This window comes from Duganella sp. Dugasp56, from assembly GCF_047304105.1.
GTDB lineage: Bacteria > Pseudomonadota > Gammaproteobacteria > Burkholderiales > Burkholderiaceae_D > Rugamonas > Rugamonas hordei.
The window spans coordinates 1-25368 of sequence record NZ_JBGLYQ010000068.1; the positions used below are offsets into that span (position 1 = coordinate 1).

A 25368-nucleotide genomic window follows, 5' to 3' on the forward strand; every position below is an offset into this window, starting at 1 on the left:
GGACCGTGAAACAACTCTGCGCCGATGATAGTGCTGCAACCAGTGTGAAAGTAGGTTATCGTCAGGCTAGTTATATAGAAAAGCCCACCAAGTGATCTTGGTGGGCTTTTTTTCGTCTATAACTTTTCAAGATCAGCACCGCGCCAGTTCTCGCGGATCAGTGGTCAGAACTGGTAGCGGCCACCAAAGGTCAGCAATGATACCTCGCTCTTGGTCAGGTAGCTGCCTTCGAGGTTGATCGACCAGTGGCGGTTGAACGCGTAGCGCACGCCGAAGCCGACGATGGGATCGGTGTCCGTGCGGTCTTCCATGGTCGTGCGGGTCGGCTTCATCGTGGTGCGGCCCACGCCGGCGCGGCCGGTGAAGCTGAAATGGTCGTCGAGCGGCATAGTGCCCATCAGCGCGACGCCATAGTGCGAGTCCGGGTAATACCCGGGTTCCGCCAGGAAGCCGCGGAAGGGATTGACGCTCAGGCTGCGGGTATAGACTTCGAATCCCAGGTTGGGCGTGAACTGGTAGCCGGTGGCGGCGCCCAGCGAGATGTCGTTGTTGCTGTCGGCGTATTTCGACGAGACCGACGCACGGCCGCCGTTCACGTCCACGTACACGCCCGGCTCAAAGCCGGGAGCGGCGAACGAGGGGGCTGCGGCCAGCAAGGCCAGGGCGGTGAGAATATGTCGCATAGTGTTCCTGATAAAAAGGGATCGAAGAGCACGGCACTTGATTAATTGTCAATGCCACGCCGCTTGCATACTAGCGCACAATTATTTTTAAGGCAATTTTTCTGATTCCTCAACTGGTGTGGCCGTGGGCTATTTTTCGTTCAGAGATATTGTCCCAGCCGTCTGCCCAGGCACAGCAACGTCAACGTTGGCGGCAGTCCCCACGGTTGCGGGATCACCGATGCGTCGCAGACGTAGAGGTTCGCGGTGCTGGTCCGCAGCGTATGATCCACGCCTTCGCCGATCCGCACGCTGCCGCCTGGGTGGGCGGCGAAGTGCCAGCTCTTGAATATCTTCTTCGCACCGGCCGCGCGCAAGATGCCGCGCGCCATATCCACGCCGGTCGCCAGTTTGCGCCTGTCGGCTGCCGTCAGCGTTTTATCGACCCAGTGCGGGCCGACGCCGCCGCCGATGTCGTCGCGAATCTTGACCATGACGGTCAGCGTTTTCGCATGCGCCATCAAGCGATCCACACGTCCGACCTGGGTGGCAAAGGCCTGGTACATCGGCTTCGGCAGCGTCATATCGGCCAGCGCGATGCCTTCCTCCTGCAGATACAGGCCGGCCGCCATTGGCACCTCGGCGCCGCCGTCGATGTCGTCCACTTGCCCCATCACGGCGATCACGGGGTCGCTGAAGAAGGGGCTGATTGCGGCGTGCAAACCGGAGCGGTGCAGCAGACGAGGACTGCCGATGCCGCCGGCGGCCAGTACGATGTTTCTTCCCAGTGCCTGATGTAATGCGCCATCGCGGCGATAACGCACGCCGACCGCACGGCGGTTCTCCACAATGACGCTGTCTACTTTGGCTTGATCGATCAGCGTCGCGCCGAGCTGTATTGCCTCGTCGAGAAAATCGCGTGCCGTCCACTTGGCGCCGAACGGGCATCCATAGACGCACCGCCAGCACCCGGTGCGGCAGGACTGCGGCCGTATCAATTTATCGAGTTTGCGCCAGCCCAGCTGCTGCGCCAGCGCACCCTGCTGGATGCGTTGCGCCATGGAGCCGATCAGGGTGTCCGGCAAGGGGCCCATCGGCAGCTCCGCGCGTAACGATGCCAGCGCCGGAGCCAGATCGATGCCGTGGGTCGCGAACATTTCAAGAGGTGGCGGAGCCGCCGTGGCGAAGTTAATGGTTGAGGTGCCACCCGCCGCGATGCCGCTGACCAGCAGCGAGGCGTCGCGATGTAGAAACGCGCCTTTTCCCGGCACCGCTGCAATGCCGGCCATCTGCGACAACGTTCCCCGGAGCGGGGCGGCACTGCCTTGTTCAAGTATCAGTACACGCAGGCCGCGACGCGCCAGTTCAAGCGCGACACTCGCTCCGCCCGGCCCGCTGCCGACGACGACGGTGTCAAATTGTTCGGTCGAGGATGATGGCATGGCGTTGAGGCTATCGTTAGGCGCCGCGTTGCAGGCTGAGGATGAAGCTGACACCGTCGGCCAGGTTCTGTGCGACGATGGTACCACCCATCTTGGCCATATAGGTCCGCGCGACAAACAAGCCCTGGCCGCGATTGCCATCGGCGCCCGATTCCGCTTGATCCGACACGCCGTATTCGAAGATCTTGCCGATCATGTCCTGCGCGATTTGCGGACCCAGGTTGCGGATCGTGATCGTCGCGCCGGTGGCGCTGCCCTCCAGCGTGATCGTGATCGCGCTGCCGGCCAGGCGATAGCGCTCGGCGTTTCGCAATACATGGGTCACCACATCCTCCAGTGAATATTCATCCGCGCGCGCGGTCAACGGCCCGGCCTCGCCCAGGAAGACCACGTTGTCTATCCCCACGCACGAAGCATTGGCGGCGACGTTTTGCAGGAAGGCAGTCAGGTCGATCTCGGTCACCTGCAGTTCCGATGACTGGAACGCTTCGCTCGGCGAAGCGCGCCCGTACAGCACCCGGATCGCCTGCTGCATGCGGTTGATGTAGCGGTGGCTCTGATCGTCCGGGCTGCCGTGCAGGACCATCAACGACTGCAGTGGCGACATGATCTCGTGGCCGACCGCGTGCCACATGTCGCGCTCCTGCTCCGCGCGGATGTTCTCGCGTTCGACGTCTTCGCGAACGCGGCGCAGCAGATCGTGCAGGCCGGTGGCCAGCACGCCCAGCTCATCCTCACCGCGCAGGTCGGCCAGATCGGTTTCGGAAAAGCCGCGCGCCGCCTTCACCCGCTCGCCCACATCGTCAGCCCGTTTGATCAGTACTTTGATGCGGCGGATGATGCCAATCTCGATCACCAGCCATGCCAGCATCAGCGCCGCCAGCATCGCTCCGACAAACCACACCAGCCGGCTGGCCACCACGCTCAGGCTCTTGCTGACGCTGCGGACGTCGCCCTTGAGCAGCACCTCATAGCTGCCGGCCGGCGTGGCGATCACCTCCTTTGCCTCAAGCGGGACATCGTAGGCGTCCACCGGCAGGTGGCGGATCAGCGTCGTTACGAAATGCCAGGACTGATCCTCGGGATCGACGGCGCCGACCAGCAGCGGCAGCGTTGTCCCGGGAGCGCCATCGTCGGTGAGGCGGCGAATCTGCAGGCTCTCACCCGGCAGCAGCATCGGCTTCAGGTCCGCCAGCGAAAAAGCCGGCGTGCCAGGTCCGGAGCCGCTGTCCAGCAGCGGCGCGCCGTCGCCCGGAGGCAGCACTGCGATGCTGACGTTGATGCGGTCCAGATCCTCCGGCGGCCAGACGGGGCGGCGTTTTTCGAACAGCGCGTCCTGCAGCACGCCTACGGGAAGGCGCAGTGAGAAGAAGGCGCTGCGTGTGCAGGCTGCGTCGTCATCGGCGGCGGCTTGGTTGGTGCAACGCGGGTTCTGCCAGATCCAGCCGCGGAAGTCCTTGACCGCCGGTGCCTTGGCCCGCGCCACGTCGGCCGCAGCAAAGCCGGTCAAGCGTCCGCGCATGCCGCCGAACCGATGTGCCGGCGTTTGTGGTTCGGCGCTTTCCTCGAACGGAGCGATCCATTCGTAGCTCTGGCCGCGCAGGGCGACCTTGACTCTGACGCGGTGCGCCTGGTCCACCACCTGGTCGCCGCGCACATGCGGCACCAGCCTGGCCCCGTCGAAAGTGCCGGCAACATAGATAAAGCCGCCGGCCCAGGGATTGTTGCCGATGCCGACGCAGAGCGAGCTGTTGTTGCCGTACTGCGCAAGGCAGCCGGACATCGCCACCGCCTGCTGCACTTTTTGCAGATCGTCGAAGTCGAGCGCGGCGAATGGCAGTAGCAGTGGATGGAGGGCGCCGCCTTTGCCCACAGGCTGGGGATTGAGCAGCGCCAGCTGGCCGGTCGGGTGGCGCAGCGTCGCAGCCACCTGCACGCGGGTCTTCTGGAAGCTGCTTTGATAGTTCTTGTAACTGAGCTGCTTCTCCTGCTGTACAACGGACAGCGCCAGACCCACTGTGGCCGCCATCAGGAACACGAATGCGGCGCGCAGCAGCAGCCGCAGGCGATACGGGACGAGGCTGAGCCGGCGCCAGTTCATGGTCAGCGGTTTTCCGCGTCGGCCCAGCGGAAGCCGCGCATGGGGATGTTCTCGATGCAGGCGAAGTCAGGATCGATCTCGCGGAAGGCGTCGCGGATGGTACTGACGTGCTTGCGGATGTTGTCGCGATTACGCCCGCTTTTCACCACCTCGAACAGTTCGTCGTAAGACACCACCTGGCCGCGCCGCGCGAACAGCGCCGCGAGAATGCGTTGCGCGGTCAGCGGCAGGTTGATGCGGTGGCCGCGCCAGGTGGGCGTGCGCTGGCGCAGCGGGTCCATGCTCAGTTCATCGGCGCTGGCTGCCGGAGCCTCCGCCTGTTTGCTGCTGCGCAGGATCTCGAGGAAGGTTTCGACGAAATCGGCCTCCTCGAAGGTGGCTTTCTGCAGGTAGTCCCAGGCATCCAGCGCCTTCATGATGCTGCGGTAAATAGTAGCCGGCATCGCCGACACCACCAGCACCGGGGTGGTATGGCGCTTGTTGATGGCGTTGATGATGGCCACGCCCGCATGGCGTTCGCGACCGAGTTCGATATCGAGTACCACCAGGTCGTAGCGCTCGCGGGCGATGGCCGCTTCCGCGTCGTCGCGGCTGAACCATTGGTCGACGACGATGCCCGGACGTGCCGACTCGATCCAGGCCCGTAGTTGATTACTGGTAGGCAGATCGTCCTCGATGACGGCGACTTTGGCCATGCTGTGCTCCGCTTGCTGTGTATGGAGTGAGTATCCATGGTTTTATCGGAAAAGTCACAAATCCGCTGTGAGGATTTCTTCACAGCGGCGGAGGATACCTGGACGGCGGCGGCGTTGATACTTCCGCATCATCCGGCGCACCATGCGTCTCAGGGATAGGCCCTGAACTCAACGACGATGAAAAGGTGAATACCATGGCAGAGCGGATCAAACGGATGGTGCAGGCGGTACGGAATACCTTGAGTGGCGCCGGCGGGATCGCCGGCGCCGCAGCCAACGGATTCCGCCGTAGCGGCGCGCTGTTGCTGGCCGTGTGCGCGGCCGGCGGCGTCGTCTACGGGCTGGCGACACATCCGCCGCTGGCCAGGCTGGAACCCGGCAATGTGGGCATCCGTATCAACCAGCTGACGGGTTCCACCACCACCGTGCGCGATGGCGCGGTCTTCATGTTCCCCGGCGTGCATGCGCTGCGCCAGGTGTCGCTGCTGGACCAGGTCTACCGCCCGAACCGCAGCGACAAGGCGCCGTTCCAGTCGGTCGAGGGTTTGGCGCTGGGTGTGGACTTGTCGGTGCGTTATGCGCTTGATCCCGGCCGCGTGGCCGGCATGGCGCAGTCGCTGCCGCCCGATATCAACGGCGCCATCGTCGAACCTGCGGTGCAGGGTGTGATCTACAAGGTGTTCACCCGCTACACGGTTCGCGAGATTTTTTCGTCCAAGCGGGCGGAGATCCAGCAGGCGATCGAGGAGGAGCTCAAACCCAAGCTGGCGGCCGACGGCATCACGCTACGCGGCATCACCATCGGCAAGATCACGCTGCCGGAGGAGTACCAGGCGGGAATGGAGAAACTGCTGGCGGAAGAACTGGAAAACGAGAAGATGCGCTATACGCTGGAGCTGAAGGAGAAGCAGGTGAAACAGACGGCGCTGGAGGCGGACGCGGACAAGATCCGTCGCGAGAAGGCTGCCGAAGCGGCGGGCAATGAGCAGATCATCGCGGCGAGGGCGCAGGAGCAGGCGATGGCGCATGTGCTGCCGTTCAAGCAGAAGCAGATCGAGCAGCGCAAGCTGGAGGCGGAGGCCGAGAAGACCGCGCGCATCAAGACATCCGAGGGCAATGCCGAGGCACGCGTGATCGAGGCGACCGGCGAGGCCAACTCGCGCCGCAAGCTGGCCGATGCGGAGGCGTATCGCCAGGAGACCATCGGCAAGGTGGCGGCCGAGCAGATGGCGCGCGAAGGTGAGCTGATTACCCGCAATCCGTTGCTGATCCAGAAAACCATGGCTGACAAATTGTCGGACAAGGTATCGGTCATCATCGCTCCGTCGCCAACGGATGGCAGCTTTATCGGTTCGGCGTTGCTGGGCAAGAAGGAGGTTCAATAATCATGGCGATCATTGCAGCTGCCGTTGTACTGGCTATCGTTACGCAGGATCAGGCCGCGCTGCGCGCCTCGCCCAAGGACACTGCGCAGCAGCAGGCCGTCCTGTGGCAGGGGGACAGCCTGGAGATTCGCGGCGAGAAGCAGGACTTCCTGCAGGTCTACGACCATCGCCGCGAACGGGCTGGTTACATCCGTGCCTCGCAAGTGCGCAAGGTGTCGCTGGCGCCGGCCGATGCGCCGGAACTGCTGTCGGTGGTGCGCTTCCTGCGCGACACGCTGGGAGCGGAATCCCTGGGTATCAGCTACGCGGCGGCGTACTTGAAGGCCGCGCCGGCGGCGGCCATCACTGCCGAACCGTTCGATGCGCTGGGCAGTATGGCCGACCGGCTGGCGCGGCGCGCCTCGTCCAAACAGGGCAAGCAAGGCGACGTCACGATCGCCGCACACCTGGAAGTTGTGGCCAACTACGGCATCGGCATACGCAGCTTCGAGCGCGAAGGACGCATGCAGCTGTGCTACGACGGCGAGGCATTCCGCCGCGTGCTGGCGATGCAATCGGAACCGCGGCAACGCGCAACGGCGGCGCTGGGATTGACTCGCCAGGAATGCGTCGATCCGGCGTTGGGACCCGGTGCGCGGGCGGCGTTCGACGACTGGCGTGCCGACGTGCTGGATCGCGTGGACTTGAAGGAGTTGCCGGCGCATGTGAAAAACCGCCTGCATATGAGACGCGCCGCTGTGTGGTCGTCAGTGGCGTTTGCGCGGGCGCGCAAGGGCGAACCGTCGGCGCAGCCAGCGCAGCGTGCGCTGGACGAACTGGGGCTGGTTGAACCGGCCGAACTGACGGAAGACGATGCCGGCGCCTATGCCGACGCCGGCGTGCGGGTCGGCAGCATACGCTGGGCGGCGGAAACCGCCCCGGCGCTGGTGTCTGCCTCGGCTCCGACCGGCCTGCGCGTGATCACCTCTGCTGGCCAGCCAGGAGAAACCTGCGTCGCTCTGGTGGACGGCAAGCACGATCAGCAGCATCCGCTGGCGCGCCGCTGCAGCTATGGCGTTGTGTGGGCGGCATCGGCACGCGCCAATGCGCAGGGTACGGCGCTGGCGTTGGCGGTACAGCCGATGGATGGCTGGCGTGAGATGTGGCTGTTCCACCAGACCAGCGCGGGCTGGCTGGTCGATGTGCTGCCGCCCGCCGCCGCCGACCCCGATCTGGGTTACGCCGAATTCGCCGGTTGGGTGCCAGGTACGCAGAACATGCTGGCGGCGCGCGAAGCCCGTGTTGACGGCAAGTTCAAACGCAGCTTCGAGCTGGTGGAGGTCAACACGCTGGCCACGCTCAAGTCTGCGGATAAACCATCATCACTGAGTCTGTTCTATCGCTGGCAGGACCCGGCCTGGAAACGCCAGACCGTCAGCATGCGTTGAACATCCGGCTGTGACACCTGTGCCAAATTGGAGCAATTATGTAATGGATCAAGGCGGCGGACGCGTGGCATGGCATTTGCTCAATGAGTGTGTACCTCGGTAAAACGCATTCATTAAAACAGCAAGGAGACATCATGCAACATCCATTCCGCATTCTCGCCATCGTGACCGTCATCGCTGCGGCGGCCACGACTTCCCTGTATGCCACCGCTCACGGCAACGTGGTGCCGCAAGCGGTGGACACCACCGGCCTGACGCCGCTCGGCGACAAGTGGCTGGAACAGAATCCCTATCGCGGCAACAAGCTGGCGTTGAAGATCGGTTCGTCGGCCTACAACCAGAACTGCGCGCGCTGCCATGGCCTGGAAGCGGTCACCGGCGGCATCGCACCCGATCTGCGCCAGCTGGACCGCGATTGCACCGACGTCAAGAACGAGAACAAGAAGAAGGCCTGCTACAAGGAGACCGACAACTACTATCTGACCTCGATCCGGCACGGCAAAGTGCGTAATGGCGCCGTCTACATGCCACCGTTTGAGGGCGTGTTCAACCAGGAGGCCATGTGGGCCATCAAGACCTACCTGGAAGCCCGCCGCGACGACGCCAAATAAGCGAGGAGCAGATCATGCCGAGTATTCGACTGCGCGCCGCCGCGCTGATTCCGCTCGTCGTCGCGCTGATGGGCGCCGTCGCTCCCGCACATGCGGACTGGGACAAGATAAGGCAATCTGGATCGCTCAAGGTGGCGGTCTACGACCAGTTCGCGCCGTTTTCAGATCGCAGCGCCGGCATCGATGTGGATGTGGCGCAGGCGCTGGCCGCCAAACTGGGGCTCAAACTGAGCCTGCTGCCTTTTCCCGCCGGCGAAAACCTCGGTGATGATCTGCGCAACATGGTATGGAAAGGCCACTATCTGGGTTACGGCCCGGCCGACGTAATGCTGCATGTGCCGGTCGAGCCGCAACTGATGAACGAGAACGCCAAGGTCACCATCTTCGCGCCCTACCACGTCGAGACCGTGCGGCTGGTACGCAGCGCGAGCAGCATGCCGACCTTCGACGGCATCGACGCGCTGGCCGGCAAGACGATAGGCGTTGAAAAGGTCTCCATCGCGGCGATGGTGCTGCTGGGCGAGGGGAACGGGCGCTTTCGCGACAAGGTGCGTATCTTCGACACGGCGGCCGAAGCGCTGGAGCAGCTGAAGGCCGGACAGCTCGACGCCGTGCTGGCCAACCGCTCGGAAATCGATGCGGTGTTTCGCGACGATGCGGCCTTCCCGTTGAATGAAGTCGCTTTCCAGCGTCTGCCTCGCGCCGGTTGGGCAGTCGGCATGGCGGTACGCAAGGATGACCAGGACGTGGCGAAACTCCTGCAGGCCGCTGTCAACGAAATGAAGGCAAGCGGCGAGTTGAAAGCCATATTTGCCAAATATGGCGTGCATGAGCAGACACCATGATGCGCCGCTGCGCTGTCGCGAGTGGGATACTGCTTGCGTGGGGCGGAGCGATGGCGGCCGAGGGGGCGTCGCCGGCCTACCCGGCAAGCTCCATGCTGTCGGTGGATATCGTCGGTGTCGCGCCGTTGCCTGGGCTGGGTGTGGACCGGAACCAATTGCCCTATCAGGTGCAGACGGCGAATGCACACGAGGTGGGCGCATCCGCCGGCCAGAATATCGGCGAATTCATGGCGCGCAGTCTGACCGGCGTGAACGTCAACGAGATCTCCGGCAGCCCGTTCCAGAACGACATCACCTATCGCGGCTTCCGCGCGTCGCCGGTGCTGGGCGCATCGCAAGGCATCTCGGTCTATCTTGACGGCGTGCGCGTCAACGAACCGTTCGGCGATGTCGTCAACTGGGACATGCTGCCGGAGGCGGCGGTCGGCAGCGTGATGCTGGCGCCGGGGTCGAACCCGCTGTATGGACTCAATACATTGGGCGGTGCGCTGGTGCTGACCAGTAAATCCGGCAGGAGCCATCCTGGCCTGGATGCCGGCATATCGGCCACCGGCAATGGCCAGCGCCGCGCGGACCTGGTCTACGGATACGACAGCGGCGAACGCTGGAACGCTTTCATCGCCGGCACGGCCTTCAATGACAAGGGCTGGCGCGACCAATCCGATGGCCGGCTGGGGAATATCTACGGCAAGTTGGCGGGCGTCGCGGGCGACAACGACTGGAGCATAGCCCTGCTGGCAGCCCGCAGCCGGCTGATAGGAAACGGCCTGCTGCCTGATGGCCTGTATCAGGAGAACCGCCGCGCCGTCTATACCTCGCCCGACGAGACACGCAACCGCCTGCACCAGATTGTTCTCGGCATGACGCACCGCTTTGACGAAGGCACCGAGCTGGCAATGTCGCTCTACGCGCGCAACAGCCGCCGCAGTACCGTCAACGGCGACATCAACGACAACTACGTTGAAGGCGAGAGCCGGTATCCCGCTTCCTACAACACCACCGAGACCCGGCAGAACAGCCAGGGCTTCAGCGCCCACTTCAGCAGGAACGCAGGCGCCCACCAGCTGGCGATGGGCCTGAGCTTCGACCGCAGCAGCGTGGATTTTGTGCAGTATGAGCAGGAGGCCAACTTTGCCGACGACCGTTCGGTCATCATGGATGCCAGCCAGGAGCGCCAGGCTGGATCATCTGTCGACGGCCGTTCACGCGCTGCCGGCCTGTACGCGGCCGACACCTGGGCCGTGGCGAACAGCACCTGGTTGACCACGTCGGCGCGCTACAACCAGGCCAGCGTCAGCAACCAGTTGCGCCGCGACGAGGAGCCGCAGCCGCGCGAGACCTTCAGCTACCGCAAGCTCAATCCCGCCATCGGTCTTGCGCGCGGCATGGGGGCCGGCTGGACGCTGTTCGTCAATCTGTCGCAGAGCAACCGGGTACCGACGGTGATCGAACTCGGTTGCGCCGATCCTGCGCAGCCATGTCGCCTGCCTGTCGGCCTGCAATCGGATCCCTATTTGAAGCAGGTGGTGTCGCGCACTGCGGAAGCCGGCGGTCGCTGGCAGGGCGCGCGCGGCGACATGGCGGCGGTGTCGGTTTACCGCACCGTGAATCATGACGATATCCTGTTCCGCAGCGCGGCGTTGGCGCAGCAGGGCTACTTTTCCAACTTCGAACGCACGCGCCATCAGGGCGCCGACGTGAGCGCCAGCCGTCGTTACGGTCCGTGGTCCGCGCGCCTGAGCTACAGTTATCTGGATGCAGCCTACGATGCGGAAGGCGACCTGTTTACCGGCGTTCGCAATGTCCACGTCACGCCCGGAACCCGTCTGGCGGGACTGCCTCGTCATACCTTCAAGCTGGGTGTGGAGTGGAGTCCGGCGCAGGCGTTGACGCTGGGCGCGGACATCATGGCGATGTCGGACATGAGCACCCAGGGCAATGAGGACGGCAAGGCTGCGCCGCAAGGGACTGACTGGCGCATACGCGGACATGCGTTACTTGGCGTGCACGCCAGCTACCAGCCCGCGCCGAAATGGGAATGGTACGCGCGCGTGACCAACCTGGCCAACCGGCGCTACGAAAGCTTTGGCGCGGTCGCGACCGACATGTTCCCAAACGGCGCGCTGCTGCAGCCTGGCGGCGAGGCGGATCAAGCTCGCTTTGTCGCACCCGGCGCGCCACGTTCGGTGGCGGCCGGACTGCGTTATCGCTTCTAGAACCGTTTAGAATTGATACTGGGCGCTCGCGCCCAGCAGCCAATTGCGCCCAGGCGCTGCCTCGTAATAGCGCTTGTTGGTGTCGCCGACGATCAGCGAACCGACGTACTGCCTGTCCAGCAGATTGTTCCAACGCACGAACTGCTTGAAGCGCCAGCCTTGCCATTGCTGGCTGGCGTTGACACGCGCATTGAGCACGCCATAGCCAGGCGCCGGTTTGTCGGCGTTGGCGTCTTCCGCATAGATCCTGCTGCTGGCGACCGCCTCCAGCGCGGCGCCGAAACGGTCCGCGCCGTCTTTCCAAGCCAGTTCGCCGTAGGCGTTCGCATTCGGCACGCCCGGCAGGCGGCTGCCTTCCTGCACCGTGCCGAAGCCCTGGTCGTAGACGGCGCGCAGGCTCGTCAGCGCCATGCGCGTGCTCAGGCCATAGCGCCAGGAGCTGTCAAGCGACAGCTCCATCCCCTGACGCAGCGTGCGGCCGGCGTTGCGGTAGCTGGTGCGGCCGCCGTTGCTGTTGTCGACCACCAGTTCGTCGCGGGTACGGACCTGGAACACCGCTGCGTTGATGCGGGTCTGCTCGCCCAGGCGAGCCTTGATGCCGGCTTCCAGGTGGGTGCTTTGCGCCGGTTGCAGACGGAAGTTGAAGCCGCCGCCGGTGCCTGAGTAGAACAGCTCATTGAGCGTCGGCGTCTCGAAGCCGCGTGCGGCGCTGGCGTACACGTTCAGCCCTGGCGTCAGCTTGTACAGCAATCCCAGTACCGGTGTGGTGTGGCTGTAATCGAGGTTGCCGCTGTCGTTGCCATTGCCGAGGAAGTGGTCGTCAACGGAAATCTTCACGCTGCTGTGGCGCAGGCCCGCACTCAGCATCCACGCGCCGGCTTCCCACTCGGCTTGTACGTAAGGATCGAGGTTGGTCACTTCATCGTTCTCGTCGCGCCGCAGCGCGCCCTTGACACCGAACTGTGTGCCGATGAAGTTTTCATAGCCTTTGCGCGCGTCGCTGGAGCGGCCGTACTCAACACCGACGGTGGTACTGAGCTTGCCGCCCGCCAGTTGGCCGACGTGCAGCCAGTTCAGGTCCGTGCCGTAGAAATCGCGGTCGAAATCGACTACGCCGCCGGAGTGTGTGGCGGGCGCCTGGAAGGCCTTGGAGAACGCCTGGTACTGGATCACGCCGCGATTGCCGCCGTAAGCGGTGACGCGCATACGGTCTTCGCCGAATCGCTGCTCCCAGCTGGCGCCGATCTGCTGATGGTCGATGCTCTTGCGGGTGTTGTAGCGGTCTGCCAGCGTGCGTTTCGGCGTTTGCGTGTCGGTGGTGTCGATCTCGCCGGCGCGCGGATCACGCTGGTAGGTGGCCCAAGTGACGCCCAGCGCGTCCTGGGTGTCGTCCTGGCGCAGCGCATTGGCGACGATGGCCAAGGTGGCGCCTTCCACCGGCGCCAGCGTCAGTTTGGCGTAGGCCTGGTCGCGGGTGGCGGCGCTGTGTGCGCGGTAGCCGTCGGTCTCGAAGCGCGAGGCGTCCAGCACATAGCCGACGCCGGCCTGCTTGCCTTGGGCGTTCAGGTCGGCCTTGCGGCTGCCATAGCTGCCTGCCGTGAGCGTGGTTTCAACCGATGGCGCGCCTTCGCCCTCGCGTGTGAACAGCTGGATCACACCGCCGGAGTGGTTGCCGTAGATGGCGGAAAACGGCCCGCGCAATACCTCGATGCGTTCGGCCATGTCGAGATTGAAGGTGGCGGCCTGGCCTTGGCCATCCGGCATGCTGGCCGGGATGCCGTCGGCGATCAGCCGCACGCCGCGCACCCCGAACGCCGAGCGGGCACCGAAGCCGCGTGAGGATATCTGCAGGTCCTGGGCATAGTTCTGGCGGTTTTGCGCTACCAGGCCGGGCACCGCCGCCAACGCCTCGCTGGCGTTGACGCGCGCCTGGCCGTCGCGGATCCGCGCGGCGTCGATCACGTCGATCGCGGCGGGCATGTCGAACACGGTGTGGCCTACGCGGGTGGCGCTGACCACCACCACGTCAGGCGGAACGCCGGCTTCCTCGGCGGCCATGGCGCCGCTGCCAAGGGCGAACAGCGCCGCCACCGCATTCAAGGGGAAAAGGGATTGCTTCATGTTGTCTCCGTTTTGGTCAGTGTTATATCGGACCAGTAAGCAATATACCTGCCATCCGGTTTTTATGCGTGGCATGGCGATTGCAACGGTATGGGTATTTTCTGAAAGGTGACTCCATGAACAGCTCCCGCATCCTTCCATCTTTGCTCCTCCTGCTGGCCGGCCCGGCATGGGCAGCGCCTCTGGCCTACGTGCCGAATGAAAAATCAGGAACCGTCAGCGTGATCGATACGTCCACCGATAAAGTGCTGCGCCAGATTGCCGCCGGCAGGCGGCCGCGCGGTATCGCCGCCGATCCGGCGGGCACGCGCTTGTTCGTGACCGATGCCGCCAGCAACGCGCTGCTGATGATCGATACCACCAGCGGCGCCGTGGTGCACAGCATCGCACTTGGCAAGTCGCCGGAGGGCGTGGGCGCGTCGGCGGACGGTCGCTATGTCGCCGTGGCGGTCGAGGAAAGCAATAGCGTCACGCTGATCGACGCCCGCAGCGGCGAGGTGCTGGCCGATATTCCTGTGCGGGGCAAGAATCCCGAGCACGCCGTGTTCAGCCCGGACGGACGCTGGCTGCTGGTCAGCGCCGAGGAGGCGGAGCAGGTCGACGTGATCGATGTCGCGGCGCGGCGCCAGAGCGGCTCCGTCGCCGTCGGCCTGCGCCCGCGCGGCATGGGTTTCAGTCCGGACGGCGCCCGCGCCTATGTGGCCTGCGAGCTGGCCAACGCCGTGTATGTGGTCGACATGGCGACCTTGGCGGCGGTAGCGCGCATCCCCGCCGGCAGGAACGCCAACGGCATCGCGGTGCATCCGAACGGCCGCATGGTCTACGTCTCGAACGGTATCGATGCCAGCGTGATGGCGATCGACACCGCCACCAATGCCGTAGTGGCCACCGTCGCCGTCGGCAAGCGGCCCTGGAACATGGCGCTGACGCCGGACGGCGCCAGGCTGTACGTGGCCAACGGCCGCTCGAACAGTGTTTCCGTCATCGATACGGCCGGCGCCGTCAAGCAGCCGGACATTGCCGTCGGCGAGCTGCCTTGGGGTGTGGTGATCCGCTGATCCCGCTGCTCCATCGGCACACACCTGTTCCAAAGATGAACAGTTGTCACACGGCCGCGACAGGCCGTAGCACCCTCGCCGCACGGTATTCCCCTGTATGAACGGTGCTGGCACGGTGCTTGCGAAAAGGAGAGGGCGCAGTACCCACAGCCGCTACGCTTTACAGCGGCCTCATAACCACAGCAGAAAGAGGACGACATGAATCTCGCAGACATCAGCAAACTGGGCGTTGCCAATCCATTCAAACAACGCTATGACAACTACATCGGCGGCAAGTTCGTCGCGCCGGTCAAGGGCGAATACTTCGGCAACGTCACGCCGATCACCGGCCAGGTATTCTGCGAAGTGGCGCGTTCCACCGCCGAGGATGTCGAGCTGGCGCTGGATGCCGCCCACGCCGCCAAGGATGCCTGGGGCAAGACCTCGCAGACCGAGCGCGCCAACATCCTCAACAAGATCGCCGACCGCATGGAAGCCAACCTGGCGCTGATCGCCACCGCTGAAACCATCGACAACGGCAAGCCTATTCGCGAAACCACCGCCGCCGATATTCCGCTGGCGATCGACCATTTCCGCTACTTCGCCGGCTGCATCCGGGCCCAGGAAGGCTCGGTGGCACAGATCGACGCCGAAACCTATGCCTACCATTTCCATGAGCCGCTCGGCGTGGTCGGCCAGATCATTCCGTGGAACTTCCCCATCCTGATGGCGGTGTGGAAGCTGGCGCCCGCGCTGGCTGCCGGTAACTGCGTGGTGCTCAAGCCCGCCGAGCAGACGCCCGCCTCGATCATGGTGCTGCTGGAAGTGATCGGCGACCTGCTGCCGCCGGGCGTGCTGAATGTGGTGAATGGCTACGGCCTGGAGGCCGGCAAGCCGCTGGCGTCCAACAAGCGCATCGCCAAGATCGCCTTCACCGGCGAGACCGGAACCGGGCGCCTGATCATGCAGTACGCCGCACAGAACCTGATTCCTGTCACGCTGGAACTGGGCGGAAAATCGCCGAACATCTTCTTCGAGGATGTGATGGACGCCGACGACGCCTTCTTTGACAAATGCCTCGAAGGCTTCGCCATGTTCGCGCTGAACCAGGGCGAGGTGTGCACCTGCCCCTCGCGCGTGCTGATCCAGGAATCGATCTACGAAAAATTCATCGAGCGCGCGCTGGCCCGCGTGGCGGCGATCAAGCAGGGCAATCCGCTGGACGCCAGCACCATGCTGGGCGCGCAGGCCTCGCAGGAGCAGCTGGAAAAGATCCTGTCGTACATCGACATCGGCAAGCAGGAGGGCGCACAGCTGCTGGCGGGCGGCGGGCGCAACGTCCAGGGCGGCGACATGAAGGATGGCTACTATGTGCGTCCGACCGTGTTCAAGGGCGACAACTCGATGCGTATCTTCCAGGAGGAGATCTTCGGACCGGTGGTGTCGGTGACCACCTTCAAGGACGAAGCGGATGCGCTGCGCATCGCCAACGACACTTTGTACGGCCTGGGCGCCGGCCTGTGGACGCGCGACGGCTCGCGTGCCTTCCGTGTCGGTCGCGCCATCCAGGCCGGCCGCGTCTGGACCAATTGCTACCACCTGTATCCGGCCCACGCCGCGTTCGGCGGCTACAAGCAGTCGGGCATCGGGCGCGAGAACCACAAGATGATGCTGGACCACTACCAGCAGACCAAGAACCTGCTGGTCAGCTACAGCCCGAACGCGCTGGGCTTCTTCTGATCATGAACCACGTCATCGCCCGCGTCACGGCAACTCCGGCGGCGCTCGACATGATCGCCGCCCTGCGCCGCCGGCATGGGCCGCTGATGTTCTTCCAGTCCGGCGGCTGCTGCGACGGCAGCGCGCCGATGTGCTACCCGGCGGGGGAGTTCGACGTCAGCGACACCGACGTCTACCTCGGCAATCTGGACGGGACGCCGTTCTACATGGGGCGCGAGCAGTTCGAGTACTGGGAGCACACCCAGCTGATCATCGACGTCGTCGTGGGAAACGGCGGCATGTTCTCGCTCGATAACGGCACGGGCAGGCGCTTCCTGACCCGTTCGCGCCTGTTCAGCGACGAAGAGCTGGCGCTGTTGCATCCGCCGGCATAGCAGCACACCGAAGCAAAAACCAAAACCATAATAATTGGAGAAGATTGTGCATAAAAAAGTCATCGCATCGCTGGTGGGGATTTCGATCCTGTCGCTGGCACAGGCGGCCGACGTCACCACGGCCATGCTCAAGAACGCAGCCAGCAGCACCGACAGCGTGCTGTCCTTCGGCATAGGCTCGGAAGGCCAGCGCTATTCGCCGCTGACCCAGGTGAACACCAAGACCGTCGGCAAGTTGGTGCCGGCCTGGTCGTTCTCATTCGGCGGCGAGAAGCAGCGCGGCCAGGAGTCACAACCGCTGATCTACAAGGGCAAGATGTTCGTCACCGCGTCGTATTCGCGCATCTTTGCGGTCGATCTGAAAACCGGCGCCAAGCTGTGGAAGTATGAACATCGTCTGCCGGACGGCATCATGCCTTGCTGCGACGTGGTCAACCGCGGCGCGGCCCTGTACGGCAACCTGGTCATCTTCGGCACGCTCGATGCGCAGCTGGTGGCGCTGGACCAGGATACCGGCAAGATCGTCTGGAAGGAAAAGGTCGACGACTACGCGGCCGGCTATTCGATGACGGCGGCGCCGCTGATCGCCGACGGCGTGCTGCTGACCGGCGTGTCCGGCGGCGAGTTCGGTATCGTCGGCCGGGTGGAAGCGCGCAATCCGCTGACCGGCGAATTGCTGTGGACCCGTCCGACCGTCGAAGGCCACATGGGCTACCGCTACGACAAGGACGGCAAGGCCACCGAGAACGGCATCTCCGGTACGCTCAACAAGAGCTGGCCGGGCGATCTGTGGAAGACCGGCGGCGCGTCGACCTGGATGGGCGGCACCTACGACGCCAAGACCGGCCTGGCTTACTTCGGCACCGGCAATCCGGCGCCATGGAACAGCCACCTGCGGCCGGGCGACAATCTCTATTCTTCTTCGACCGTCGCGCTGGACGTGAAGACCGGCCAGATCAAATGGGCCTATCAGAACACGCCCAACGATTCGTGGGACTTCGACGGCGCCAACGAATTCGTCACCTTCGACATGGACGGCAAGCGCTATGGCGGCAAGGCCGACCGCAACGGCTTCTTCTACGTGATCGACGCGAACAGCGGCAAGCTGCAGAACGCCTTCCCGTTCGTGAAGAAGATCACCTGGGCATCGGGCATCGATCTCAAGACCGGGCGTCCGAACTTCATTGCCGCCAACCGCCCGAGCGATCCGACAAAGGGCGAAGAGGGCAAGAAGGGCAGCACCGTGTTCGCGGCACCGGCCTTCCTCGGCGCGAAGAATCAGATGCCGATGGCGTACAGCCAGCAGACCGGCTTGTTCTATGTGCCGGCCAACGAGTGGGGCATGGATATCTGGAATGAGCCGATCAGCTACAAAAAGGGCGGCGCTTATCTGGGCGCGGGCTTCACCATCCGGCCGCTGTTTGACGACTATATCGGCGCGTTGCGCGCCGTCGATCCGAAGTCCGGCAAGATCGTCTGGGAGGTCAAGAACAATGCGCCGCTGTGGGGTGGCGTGATGACCACCGCCGGTGGCCTGGTGTTCTACGGTACGCCGGAAGGCTATCTGAAAGCGCTGGACGCCAAGTCGGGCAAGGAGCTGTGGAAGTTCCAGACCGGCTCCGGCGTGGTGGCTCCGCCGGTCACCTGGCAGGATGGCGATACGCAGTACGTCGCAGTCGTTTCCGGCTGGGGCGGCGCGGTGCCTCTGTGGGGTGGCGAAGTGGCGAAGAAGGTCAACTTCCTGGAGCAGGGCGGCTCGGTGTGGGTGTTCAAGCTGTCTTCCAAATAGAACTGTCTCCTGTAACCTTTGGGCGGCTTCGGCCGCCTTTTTTTTTCGATCAAATTCTGAACAGTGCAACGCTGCGATTGATCCGATTCAGCACAAGGCCTTTTCCCGCAAGGTGCGCTTTCCCTCTGGCGATACCTGGGCACGCAAATTGCCATAGGAGCAGTACATCGCTCGATGTACACAAACAATAATGGGAGATAAAAATGAAGAAAATATTCATGCTGGGTGCACTGGCCGTGGCGGGAACGCAAGGCGCGCAAGCGGTCGATTTCAAGGCCGGCGACTGGAACGTATCGCTGGGCGGCATCGTCAACGCCTACTACACGCAGGTCTCTTGCAGCGGGGACGCGGTCGGCGGGCTGGCGCTGGGCGGCAAAGGCCTGGGTTGCGGCGGCGAGAACAACCGTACGACCATCGGCAATGGCCTGCTGCCCAACGGACTGGTGACATCGGCCTCGTCGAAGCAAGGGGACTACGACGTCAAGGCGCTGATCGGCATCTACAACGCCACCGCCACCGACAGCGCCATCGCGGCCAACAGCGGTGTGGACGTGCGCCAGGCCTACTTCACGTTCGGTAATGCGCAGATGGGCACCATCAAGCTGGGTCGCGACAACGGCATCTTCGGTGCCGGCCCGATCTTCTCCGACATGACCCTGATCGGCGCTGGTGCGCCGGTACAGGCCACGCAGCGCGGCCGCGTCACGCTGGGCCACATCGGCGCCGGCTACAGCTATGTGGGCTACTATGGCCAGATCGCCTACAGCGCACCGAAGTCGGCGTCGGGCATAGGCTTTGATGCGGCGCTGGTCAGCCCGGTCGCGGACACACCTATCGTGGCAGCTCCGGTGTACTCGTCAAAAACCAGCCCGCAGTTCCAGGCGCAGATCAGTTACGCGGCCGACGGCTTCAAGGGTTGGCTGGGCGCCAAGTCGCAGAAATTCAGCGCCACCGCGCCGGGCGTGAAGGACTTCACGATGTCGGGCGTGGAAGTGGGGGCGTCATATCAGGCCGGACCGGTCGGCGTGCTGGCCAACTTCCAGGGTGGAAAAGGACTGGGTATCTTGTCCGATGCCGACCAGGGCGATACCAAGTCCAAGGCCTATTTTGTGCAGGCCACCTACAAGCCAGCCGACAAAGTCAAGGTGGGCCTGAGCTACGGCATCAGCCGCAACGACGACAACACCGCCGGCACGGGTGGCTTGAAGTCCAATGCCAACCTGACCTGTGGCCTGTACTACTCGCTGACGAACGCGATCACGCTGGTCGGTGAGATCGGCCAGACCCGTTCCAAAGGCTTCGCCGGTGGCGAAGGCAAGATGAACGGCGGCTCGTTGGGCGGCATCATCTTCTTCTGATGAATGAGACGTTGAACCATAGGCGCGCGGCCCGTTGGCGCGCGCTTGCCGGCATCCTTTGCCTGCTCGCCGGCCTGCTGGCGCTGGTGCTCGGCGCCACGCCGGCGCAGGCCGGCGTGCTGACGCGAGCCGAGATCACGCGACGCTTTCCGGCGCCGATGATGGTGGGCGAGCGCGACGCCGAGCTACCGGCGTGGCCGCTGTTCCGGCAAAATGCCACGGCCACCGAGCTGGCGGGCTATGTTTTCGAGTCGATCGATCTGGCGCCCATCCCTGGCTTCTCGGGCGTGCCGCTCAATTTGCTGGTGGCCATCGATCCCAAGGGAGGTTTTATCGGGGTCGAGGTGCTGTCGCACCACGAGCCGGTGTTTCTCGATGGCCTGGGCGAGGCGCCGCTGTACCAGTTTGTCAAACAATACAAAGATTTGTCGCTGAAGCAGAATATCAGCATCGAGACCAGCGGTCGGCGTGCCCGTCATCCGGATGCCGCGCATGCCTACATCGACGGCGTGTCCAAAGCCACGGCCTCGGTGCGCATCATTAATCAGAGCGTGCTGGCGGCGGCGCTCAGGGTCGCGCGCAAGAAGCTGGGCTTTGGCGGCGGTCGCGATCCGGACCAGATCGCGCGCGTGCGCCAGGATGTGTACGAGCCGATGGACCTGGCGCGGATGCTGCGCGAAGGACTGGTTCAACGCTTGCGTGTCAGCAATCGCGAGGTCGAGCAGCTGTTTGCCGGCAGCGCCGGCAGCGGCCTCGATAGGGAGGCGTTGGCGCATCCGGAAGATAGCTTTATCGATGTGTACGTGGCCTGCGTATCGGTACCGTCGATAGGGCGCAACCTGCTGACGCCGTCCGGCTGGGGTAAGCTGCAAGGACGCCTGGAGGAGGGCGACCATGCACTGATCGTCATGTCGTCCGGTCGCTACAGCGTGACCGGCGACGATTTCGTGCGCGGCAGCGTGCCGGACCGTCTCCTGCTACGGCAGGACAAGCTGCCCATCGATATGCGCGACCTGGATCTGGACGTGAAGCTGGCCGCGCCGCTGGCGGCCGACAGTGTGACCATCTTCCGTGTGATCAGCCAGGCCGGCCTGGACCCCGGTTCGCCGTTAGAGCTGGCACTGCCCATCACTCGCAACAAGGGCATCGTCTACCCGGAACGCATCACTCGCGAGCTGACGATACGCTATCAACTACCGGCTGGACTGCTGATCGCGTCCGAGGACAGCGGCACATCTTGGAAGGGTGTTTGGCGCGGCCGGCGCTGGGAACTGGCCGCGCTGGCGGTTGGCCTGCTGGTACTAGGCGCCGCGCTGGCGATGCAGAAACGCCTGACTGCCCACGCCGCGCGCTTCGACTGGTTCCGACGCGCTTACCTGATATTCACGGCCTGCTTCATAGGCTACTACGCGCAGGGGCAGCTTTCCATCGTCAACGTCACCGGCGTGATCCAGGCATTGATGGCGCAGCGCAGCCTGGAGTTCCTGCTGTTCGATCCGATGACGGTTGGCCTGTGGGTGTTTGTGGCTGTGTCGTTGCTGCTGTGGGGGCGCGGCACATTTTGCGGCTGGCTGTGTCCCTTCGGCGCGCTGCAGGAGCTGACGGGCAAGCTTGCACGGTGGATGCGCATACCTCAGTTGCGCATCAGGCCAAGATTGGATGCACGGCTCAAACGCATCAAATATGTGGCGCTGACGGGCATCGTCGCCAGCGCTTTCTTTTCCAGCGAACTCACGGACAAGCTGGTGGAGCTGGAGCCGTTCAAGACCGTCATTACGCTCAACTTCGTGCGAAGCTGGCCTTATGTCGCATATGCGATTGGTCTGCTGCTGGCTGGCTGCTTCGTCTACAAATTCTTTTGCCGTTATCTGTGTCCCTTTGGCGCGTCACTGGCACTGATGGGCAGATTCCGCGTGCTGGATTGGATACCGCGCCATGCCGAATGCGGCGCGCCTTGCCAAACCTGCCGCCACCGCTGCGACTACCAGGCGATCGCGCCATCGGGAAAGGTGGATTATGAAGAGTGCTTCCAGTGCATGGACTGCGTCGTGATTTATGCAAGCGATGAGCAGTGCGCTCTGCGCATACTGGAGCTCAAGCGCCATCGCACCATTTCAATTCAAGCCGCCGCAAGGAGCAGTCCATGAAACGACGTACCTTTATCGCCAGCGCCGTCGGATCGATTGCTGGCGTGACCGGTTGCATATGGCCGGGCGGGGAGACACTGCACCACGGCGCGGGGCTGGCCTTCGGCACCACCATTTCGATTTCAGTGGTGCATGCCGACGCCGGGCTCGCGGCACGCGCGATTGAGGATGGCTTGCGCGCGGCCCAGCAGATCGACCGGCTGATGAGCATCTATCGCTCCGACAGCCAGGTGTACCAGCTCAATCGCGATGGCGCGCTGGTGCATCCCGATCCGCGCTTGCTGGAGGTGCTGGCACAGGCGGCCGCGCTGTCCGGGATGAGCGGCGGCGCCTTCGATGTGACGGTGCAGCCCTTGTGGCGGCTTTATTCGCAGGCGGCGGCACGCGGTGGACTGCCGCGTGATGCGGAGCGCCGGCGCGCGCAGGCGCTGGTCGACTGGCGGCAGCTCGAGTTCGACAAGGATATCGTCAGGTTCCGCAAGCCGGACATGGCGTTGACCTTGAACGGCCTGGCGCAAGGCTATGCCGCCGACCAGGCGCTGGCGGCGGTGCAGGCGCACGGCGTGCGCGATGCGCTGCTCGACACCGGAGAATTCGTCGCGCGCGGGCGGAAGCCGAGGCGCCGGCCGTGGATACTGGGCATACGCGACCCGCGCGACGCCGATGCGCTGGCCGCCACGTTGTATGCACAGGGCTGCAGTGTCGCCACGTCCGGGGACTATGAGTGCACGTTTACGCCGGATTACCGGCACCATCATATCTTCGATCCGTCGCTGGGCGACTCGCCGGACGAACTGGCCAGTGTGACCGTGCTGGCGCCAACCTCCCTGTTGGCGGACGGTTTATCGACCGCTTTCATGGTGATGGGGTGGGAGCGGGCGCACGCTTTGGCTGCGCGGCTGCCAGCGGTGGATTTGATGGTGATCGATAAGCAGGGGCGGGAACGGCGCTCGGCCGGATTTCCTTCCGAAGCCTGAGGCGGCGATGTGCGCTCCGCTACTTCAGACTGGGCACCTTGCGATAGATCGTATTGCGCGAAACGCCGAGCGCGCGCGCGGTCGCCGAGACGTTGCCGCCATGCGCCTCCAGCGACTTGAGGATGACCGATTGTTCCATTTCTTCCAGGTTGGCGCCGCTGGCGACCATGCGCGCGGTGCCGGCACTGTCGCCCGGCCCGCAGTCGCTTGTCTGCGTTTGTTCGATATCGTCGAGGAAGTCGTCGGGCATGTGCCGCAGGCCGATCTCGTGTTCGTCGCCGGCCATCACGATGGCGGTGCGCAGCAGGTTGGTCAACTGGCGGAAGTTGCCGGGCCAGCGGTGTCGGCGGAACAGGCTCAGGATTTCGTCGGAGACGTGATAACGGCCGTTGTTGGATTCCGTCGCCAGGATTTTCTTGACCACCGGCTCAAGGTCGGTGCGTTCGCGCAGCGGCGGCAGCTTGACCACCAGGCCGTTGAGGCGATAGTAAAGGTCCTCGCGGAACAGCCCCTTGGCGATGCGGTCGCGCAGATTGTGGTTGGTGGCGCAAATCAGCTCGACGTTGACCGGTATGGATTTGTCGCTGCCCAGCGGCGTGACCATGCGTTCCTGCAGCACGCGCAGAAGGCGCGCCTGCAGGCTGAAAGGCATGTCGCCGATTTCGTCGAGGAACAGTGTGCCGCCGTTGGCTTGCAGGATCTTGCCGACGGCTCCTTTCTTGCGTGCGCCGGTGAAGGCGCCGTCCTCGTAGCCGAACAATTCGGATTCGATCAGCGTCTCCGGAATCGAGGCACAGTTCACAGCCACGAAAGGGCTCATCGCGCGCGGCGAGTCGTTGTGGATCGCCTGCGCCAGCAGTTCCTTGCCGGTTCCCGTCTCGCCCATGATCATGATGGGGATGTCGCGTCCCAGCACGCGGGTGACTTTTTCAATCACCAGTTCCAGTTGCTGATCGCCGGTGCGCAGGTAGCGCAGGCCGGACAGGCGACGCGCCTGGGCGGCAGCCTGGTTGGCGGCGACGGCAGCCAGCACCGGCTGTGCCGTGCGCTCCGTCGACAGCGATTGCTGGAAGACGTTGTTGGTCAGGCGCAGTTGCGCGCGGCCATACACGCGTACGCCGTTGTGCATGCACAGGTTTAGCAGGCCGGGCGCCGCAGTGCGGTAGTGATCGTACAGCGCCGATACCGGCAAGCCGAACAAGGAACTGAACGTGTGCGATTGCAGCGCGGCGAACGGCAATCCAAGCTGGAACAGGCCGTTGCGGTTGGCAGCCAGGAAGCGTCCGCCCGGACTGAAGGAGGCAATGCCCTCCATCAGCGTGCCGATAAACTCCGGCCGCGTGTGGAAGTGCAGCGTGATGGCGTCTTCAAAGGTGGCTGAGAACAGCTGGTTTTCGATCATCAGCGCGGACATGCGTACCAGCGCCATGGTGTGCTTGTGATAGCTGCGCTTGTCGCCGGAGACATCGAGCACGCCGATCACGTTACCCAGGTGGTCGGCGATGGGCGCGGCCGAGCAGGTGAGAAAATGGTTGGCTGCGAGGTAGTGCTGGTCCGCATGGACTATCGCCGGCGTACGTTCGGCGATGGCGGTGCCGATGGCATTGGTGCCGCGGCTCTGCTCAGACCAGGCGACGCCGGGTTGCAGGGCAACGCGGCTGGCCTTTTCCAGGAAGTCGTCGTCGCCCAGCGAGTGGACGATCACGCCCTGGGCGTCGGTCAGGATCACCATATTGTGCGTGTTGACGATTTGCTGGTATAGCGTCTCCATCGCCGGAATGGCGTGCGCATGCAGCAGGCGGTTCTGTTCTATCAGTAGCGACAGGTCGTTGCGCGCCAACGGGGCATATTCCGGCGGCGACTCGGGGCGCAATCCATATTCCTGCGATCGCTGATGTGACGTTTCTATAATGATGGGCATGTTGTCGGCCCACGACTCGCTTGCAGGCGGGCTGTTCAGATTTGGAGCAGTCTGGCGTTCCATAATGGTCTCTATGTCTCCGGCGGCCGTTATCGGCTCTGTTTTCCCTGCAAGGGTGTTCCATAATGTAGCACCTGTGCAGAATGTGAGCAAAAGCTTGGTGCTATACCGTTGCTGTACGGTTTATAAGCAAACGCGGTGCCAGCGAAAATAAATCTTGGCAGTTCGATCAGGACTTTGCTATAGTTCGCCCCCTCGCAGAACAACGCATGTAAATGCAGAGTGAAACGAGAATGTAGAAGGGGTTGACGAAACGATCTAAACGCTTCATACTCTTTCTTCTTCGCTGACGGACACAACGCTTCTTCAGCAGGCAGTACCAAACAAAGTTCTTTAAAAATTAACAGTCGATAAGTGTGGACGTTTGATGGAAGTGCACACGGAACCTTCGGGTTTCGTGAAACTTAAAAAATATCAAATGTTCACAAGAAGTAATGAAATAGGCGCTATGAAAATAGTG

18 protein-coding genes are annotated in these 25368 nt (G+C 63.6%); 12 read left to right on the forward strand and 6 right to left on the reverse strand.

The window, feature by feature from the left end:
• Positions 1 to 164: 164 nt before the first annotated feature.
• The 4 genes from ACCD07_RS30280 to ACCD07_RS30295 all read right to left on the reverse strand — a co-directional run bounded on the left by ACCD07_RS30280 (position 165) and on the right by ACCD07_RS30295 (position 4900).
• Positions 165 to 683: an outer membrane beta-barrel protein gene (locus ACCD07_RS30280; RefSeq protein ID WP_413449471.1), complete on the reverse strand. Its 519-nt coding sequence runs from the start codon at positions 681 to 683 to the stop codon at positions 165 to 167.
• A 140-nt stretch (positions 684 to 823) separates the two neighbouring features.
• On the reverse strand, positions 824 to 2104 hold the full coding sequence (locus ACCD07_RS30285; RefSeq protein ID WP_413449472.1) for a GMC family oxidoreductase N-terminal domain-containing protein: 1281 nt from the start codon (positions 2102 to 2104) through the stop codon (positions 824 to 826).
• Between the two features lie 16 nt (positions 2105 to 2120).
• Entirely contained in the window at positions 2121 to 4205 is a 2085-nt protein-coding gene (locus ACCD07_RS30290; RefSeq protein ID WP_413449473.1) for a sensor histidine kinase, read from the reverse strand.
• 2 nt (positions 4206 to 4207) lie between these two features.
• Positions 4208 to 4900, reverse strand: coding sequence for a response regulator transcription factor (locus ACCD07_RS30295; protein WP_413449474.1), 693 nt, complete (start codon positions 4898 to 4900; stop codon positions 4208 to 4210).
• A gap of 194 nt (positions 4901 to 5094) precedes the next feature.
• Here ACCD07_RS30295 and ACCD07_RS30300 point away from each other — a divergent pair, with 194 nt between their 5' ends.
• From ACCD07_RS30300 to ACCD07_RS30320, 5 genes are all read left to right on the forward strand, one after another.
• Positions 5095 to 6285, forward strand: coding sequence for an SPFH domain-containing protein (locus ACCD07_RS30300; RefSeq protein ID WP_413449475.1), 1191 nt, complete (start codon positions 5095 to 5097; stop codon positions 6283 to 6285).
• Positions 6286 to 6287: 2 nt separating this feature from the next.
• Entirely contained in the window at positions 6288 to 7712 is a 1425-nt protein-coding gene (locus ACCD07_RS30305; RefSeq protein ID WP_413449476.1) for a hypothetical protein, read from the forward strand.
• Positions 7713 to 7846: 134 nt separating this feature from the next.
• Positions 7847 to 8323 (forward strand): cytochrome c-550 PedF, encoded by a 477-nt coding sequence (gene pedF / locus ACCD07_RS30310; RefSeq protein ID WP_176656023.1) that lies wholly within the window; start codon positions 7847 to 7849, stop codon positions 8321 to 8323.
• A gap of 14 nt (positions 8324 to 8337) precedes the next feature.
• A complete protein-coding gene (locus ACCD07_RS30315; protein ID WP_413449477.1) occupies positions 8338 to 9168 on the forward strand; it encodes a substrate-binding periplasmic protein in 831 nt (276 codons plus the stop codon).
• Complete coding sequence (locus ACCD07_RS30320) at positions 9165 to 11384, forward strand: TonB-dependent receptor (RefSeq protein ID WP_413449478.1); 2220 nt, start codon at positions 9165 to 9167, stop codon at positions 11382 to 11384. The genes ACCD07_RS30315 and ACCD07_RS30320 overlap by 4 nt, the downstream gene beginning before the upstream one ends.
• 6 nt (positions 11385 to 11390) lie before the next feature.
• Here ACCD07_RS30320 and ACCD07_RS30325 read toward each other — a convergent pair whose 3' ends face one another.
• On the reverse strand, positions 11391 to 13505 hold the full coding sequence (locus ACCD07_RS30325; RefSeq protein WP_413449479.1) for a TonB-dependent receptor family protein: 2115 nt from the start codon (positions 13503 to 13505) through the stop codon (positions 11391 to 11393).
• A 116-nt stretch (positions 13506 to 13621) separates the two neighbouring features.
• Here ACCD07_RS30325 and ACCD07_RS30330 point away from each other — a divergent pair, with 116 nt between their 5' ends.
• From ACCD07_RS30330 to ACCD07_RS30360, 7 genes are all read left to right on the forward strand, one after another.
• Complete coding sequence (locus ACCD07_RS30330) at positions 13622 to 14563, forward strand: beta-propeller fold lactonase family protein (RefSeq protein ID WP_413449480.1); 942 nt, start codon at positions 13622 to 13624, stop codon at positions 14561 to 14563.
• A gap of 198 nt (positions 14564 to 14761) precedes the next feature.
• Positions 14762 to 16282, forward strand: coding sequence for an aldehyde dehydrogenase (adh, locus tag ACCD07_RS30335; protein WP_176656026.1), 1521 nt, complete (start codon positions 14762 to 14764; stop codon positions 16280 to 16282).
• Positions 16283 to 16284: 2 nt separating this feature from the next.
• Positions 16285 to 16656: a DUF779 domain-containing protein gene (locus ACCD07_RS30340; protein ID WP_353405527.1), complete on the forward strand. Its 372-nt coding sequence runs from the start codon at positions 16285 to 16287 to the stop codon at positions 16654 to 16656.
• Between the two features lie 46 nt (positions 16657 to 16702).
• The gene (locus ACCD07_RS30345) at positions 16703 to 18445 is read left to right on the forward strand and encodes a PQQ-dependent methanol/ethanol family dehydrogenase (RefSeq protein WP_176656028.1); all 1743 of its coding nucleotides are present in this window, start codon (positions 16703 to 16705) and stop codon (positions 18443 to 18445) included.
• A 203-nt stretch (positions 18446 to 18648) separates the two neighbouring features.
• Positions 18649 to 19803: a porin gene (locus tag ACCD07_RS30350; protein ID WP_176656029.1), complete on the forward strand. Its 1155-nt coding sequence runs from the start codon at positions 18649 to 18651 to the stop codon at positions 19801 to 19803.
• Between the two features lie 11 nt (positions 19804 to 19814).
• Positions 19815 to 21950: a 4Fe-4S binding protein gene (locus tag ACCD07_RS30355; RefSeq protein WP_413449481.1), complete on the forward strand. Its 2136-nt coding sequence runs from the start codon at positions 19815 to 19817 to the stop codon at positions 21948 to 21950.
• Complete coding sequence (locus ACCD07_RS30360) at positions 21947 to 22927, forward strand: FAD:protein FMN transferase (RefSeq protein WP_413449482.1); 981 nt, start codon at positions 21947 to 21949, stop codon at positions 22925 to 22927. Before ACCD07_RS30355 ends, ACCD07_RS30360 begins: the two co-directional genes overlap by 4 nt.
• A 19-nt stretch (positions 22928 to 22946) precedes the next feature.
• Here the strand turns inward: ACCD07_RS30360 and ACCD07_RS30365 are convergent, their stop codons facing one another.
• Positions 22947 to 24848: a sigma-54-dependent Fis family transcriptional regulator gene (locus tag ACCD07_RS30365; protein WP_413449483.1), complete on the reverse strand. Its 1902-nt coding sequence runs from the start codon at positions 24846 to 24848 to the stop codon at positions 22947 to 22949.
• Positions 24849 to 25368: the final 520 nt, after the last annotated feature.

Bases quoted from the DNA above. Each gene is read 5' to 3' on its own strand.
- ACCD07_RS30295 (WP_413449474.1), bottom strand. From the start codon at position 4,900: ATGGCCAAAGTCGCCGTCATCGAGGACGATCTGCCTACCAGTAATCAA.
- ACCD07_RS30315 (WP_413449477.1), top strand. From the start codon at position 8,338: ATGCCGAGTATTCGACTGCGCGCCGCCGCGCTGATTCCGCTCGTCGTC.
- pedF (WP_176656023.1), top strand. From the start codon at position 7,847: ATGCAACATCCATTCCGCATTCTCGCCATCGTGACCGTCATCGCTGCG.
- ACCD07_RS30290 (WP_413449473.1), bottom strand. From the start codon at position 4,205: ATGAACTGGCGCCGGCTCAGCCTCGTCCCGTATCGCCTGCGGCTGCTG.
- ACCD07_RS30365 (WP_413449483.1), bottom strand. From the start codon at position 24,848: ATGCCCATCATTATAGAAACGTCACATCAGCGATCGCAGGAATATGGA.
- ACCD07_RS30350 (WP_176656029.1), top strand. From the start codon at position 18,649: ATGAAGAAAATATTCATGCTGGGTGCACTGGCCGTGGCGGGAACGCAA.
- ACCD07_RS30340 (WP_353405527.1), top strand. From the start codon at position 16,285: ATGAACCACGTCATCGCCCGCGTCACGGCAACTCCGGCGGCGCTCGAC.
- ACCD07_RS30320 (WP_413449478.1), top strand. From the start codon at position 9,165: ATGATGCGCCGCTGCGCTGTCGCGAGTGGGATACTGCTTGCGTGGGGC.
- ACCD07_RS30280 (WP_413449471.1), bottom strand. From the start codon at position 683: ATGCGACATATTCTCACCGCCCTGGCCTTGCTGGCCGCAGCCCCCTCG.
- ACCD07_RS30325 (WP_413449479.1), bottom strand. From the start codon at position 13,505: ATGAAGCAATCCCTTTTCCCCTTGAATGCGGTGGCGGCGCTGTTCGCC.
- ACCD07_RS30285 (WP_413449472.1), bottom strand. From the start codon at position 2,104: ATGCCATCATCCTCGACCGAACAATTTGACACCGTCGTCGTCGGCAGC.
- ACCD07_RS30300 (WP_413449475.1), top strand. From the start codon at position 5,095: ATGGCAGAGCGGATCAAACGGATGGTGCAGGCGGTACGGAATACCTTG.
- ACCD07_RS30305 (WP_413449476.1), top strand. From the start codon at position 6,288: ATGGCGATCATTGCAGCTGCCGTTGTACTGGCTATCGTTACGCAGGAT.
- adh (WP_176656026.1), top strand. From the start codon at position 14,762: ATGAATCTCGCAGACATCAGCAAACTGGGCGTTGCCAATCCATTCAAA.
- ACCD07_RS30330 (WP_413449480.1), top strand. From the start codon at position 13,622: ATGAACAGCTCCCGCATCCTTCCATCTTTGCTCCTCCTGCTGGCCGGC.
- ACCD07_RS30360 (WP_413449482.1), top strand. From the start codon at position 21,947: ATGAAACGACGTACCTTTATCGCCAGCGCCGTCGGATCGATTGCTGGC.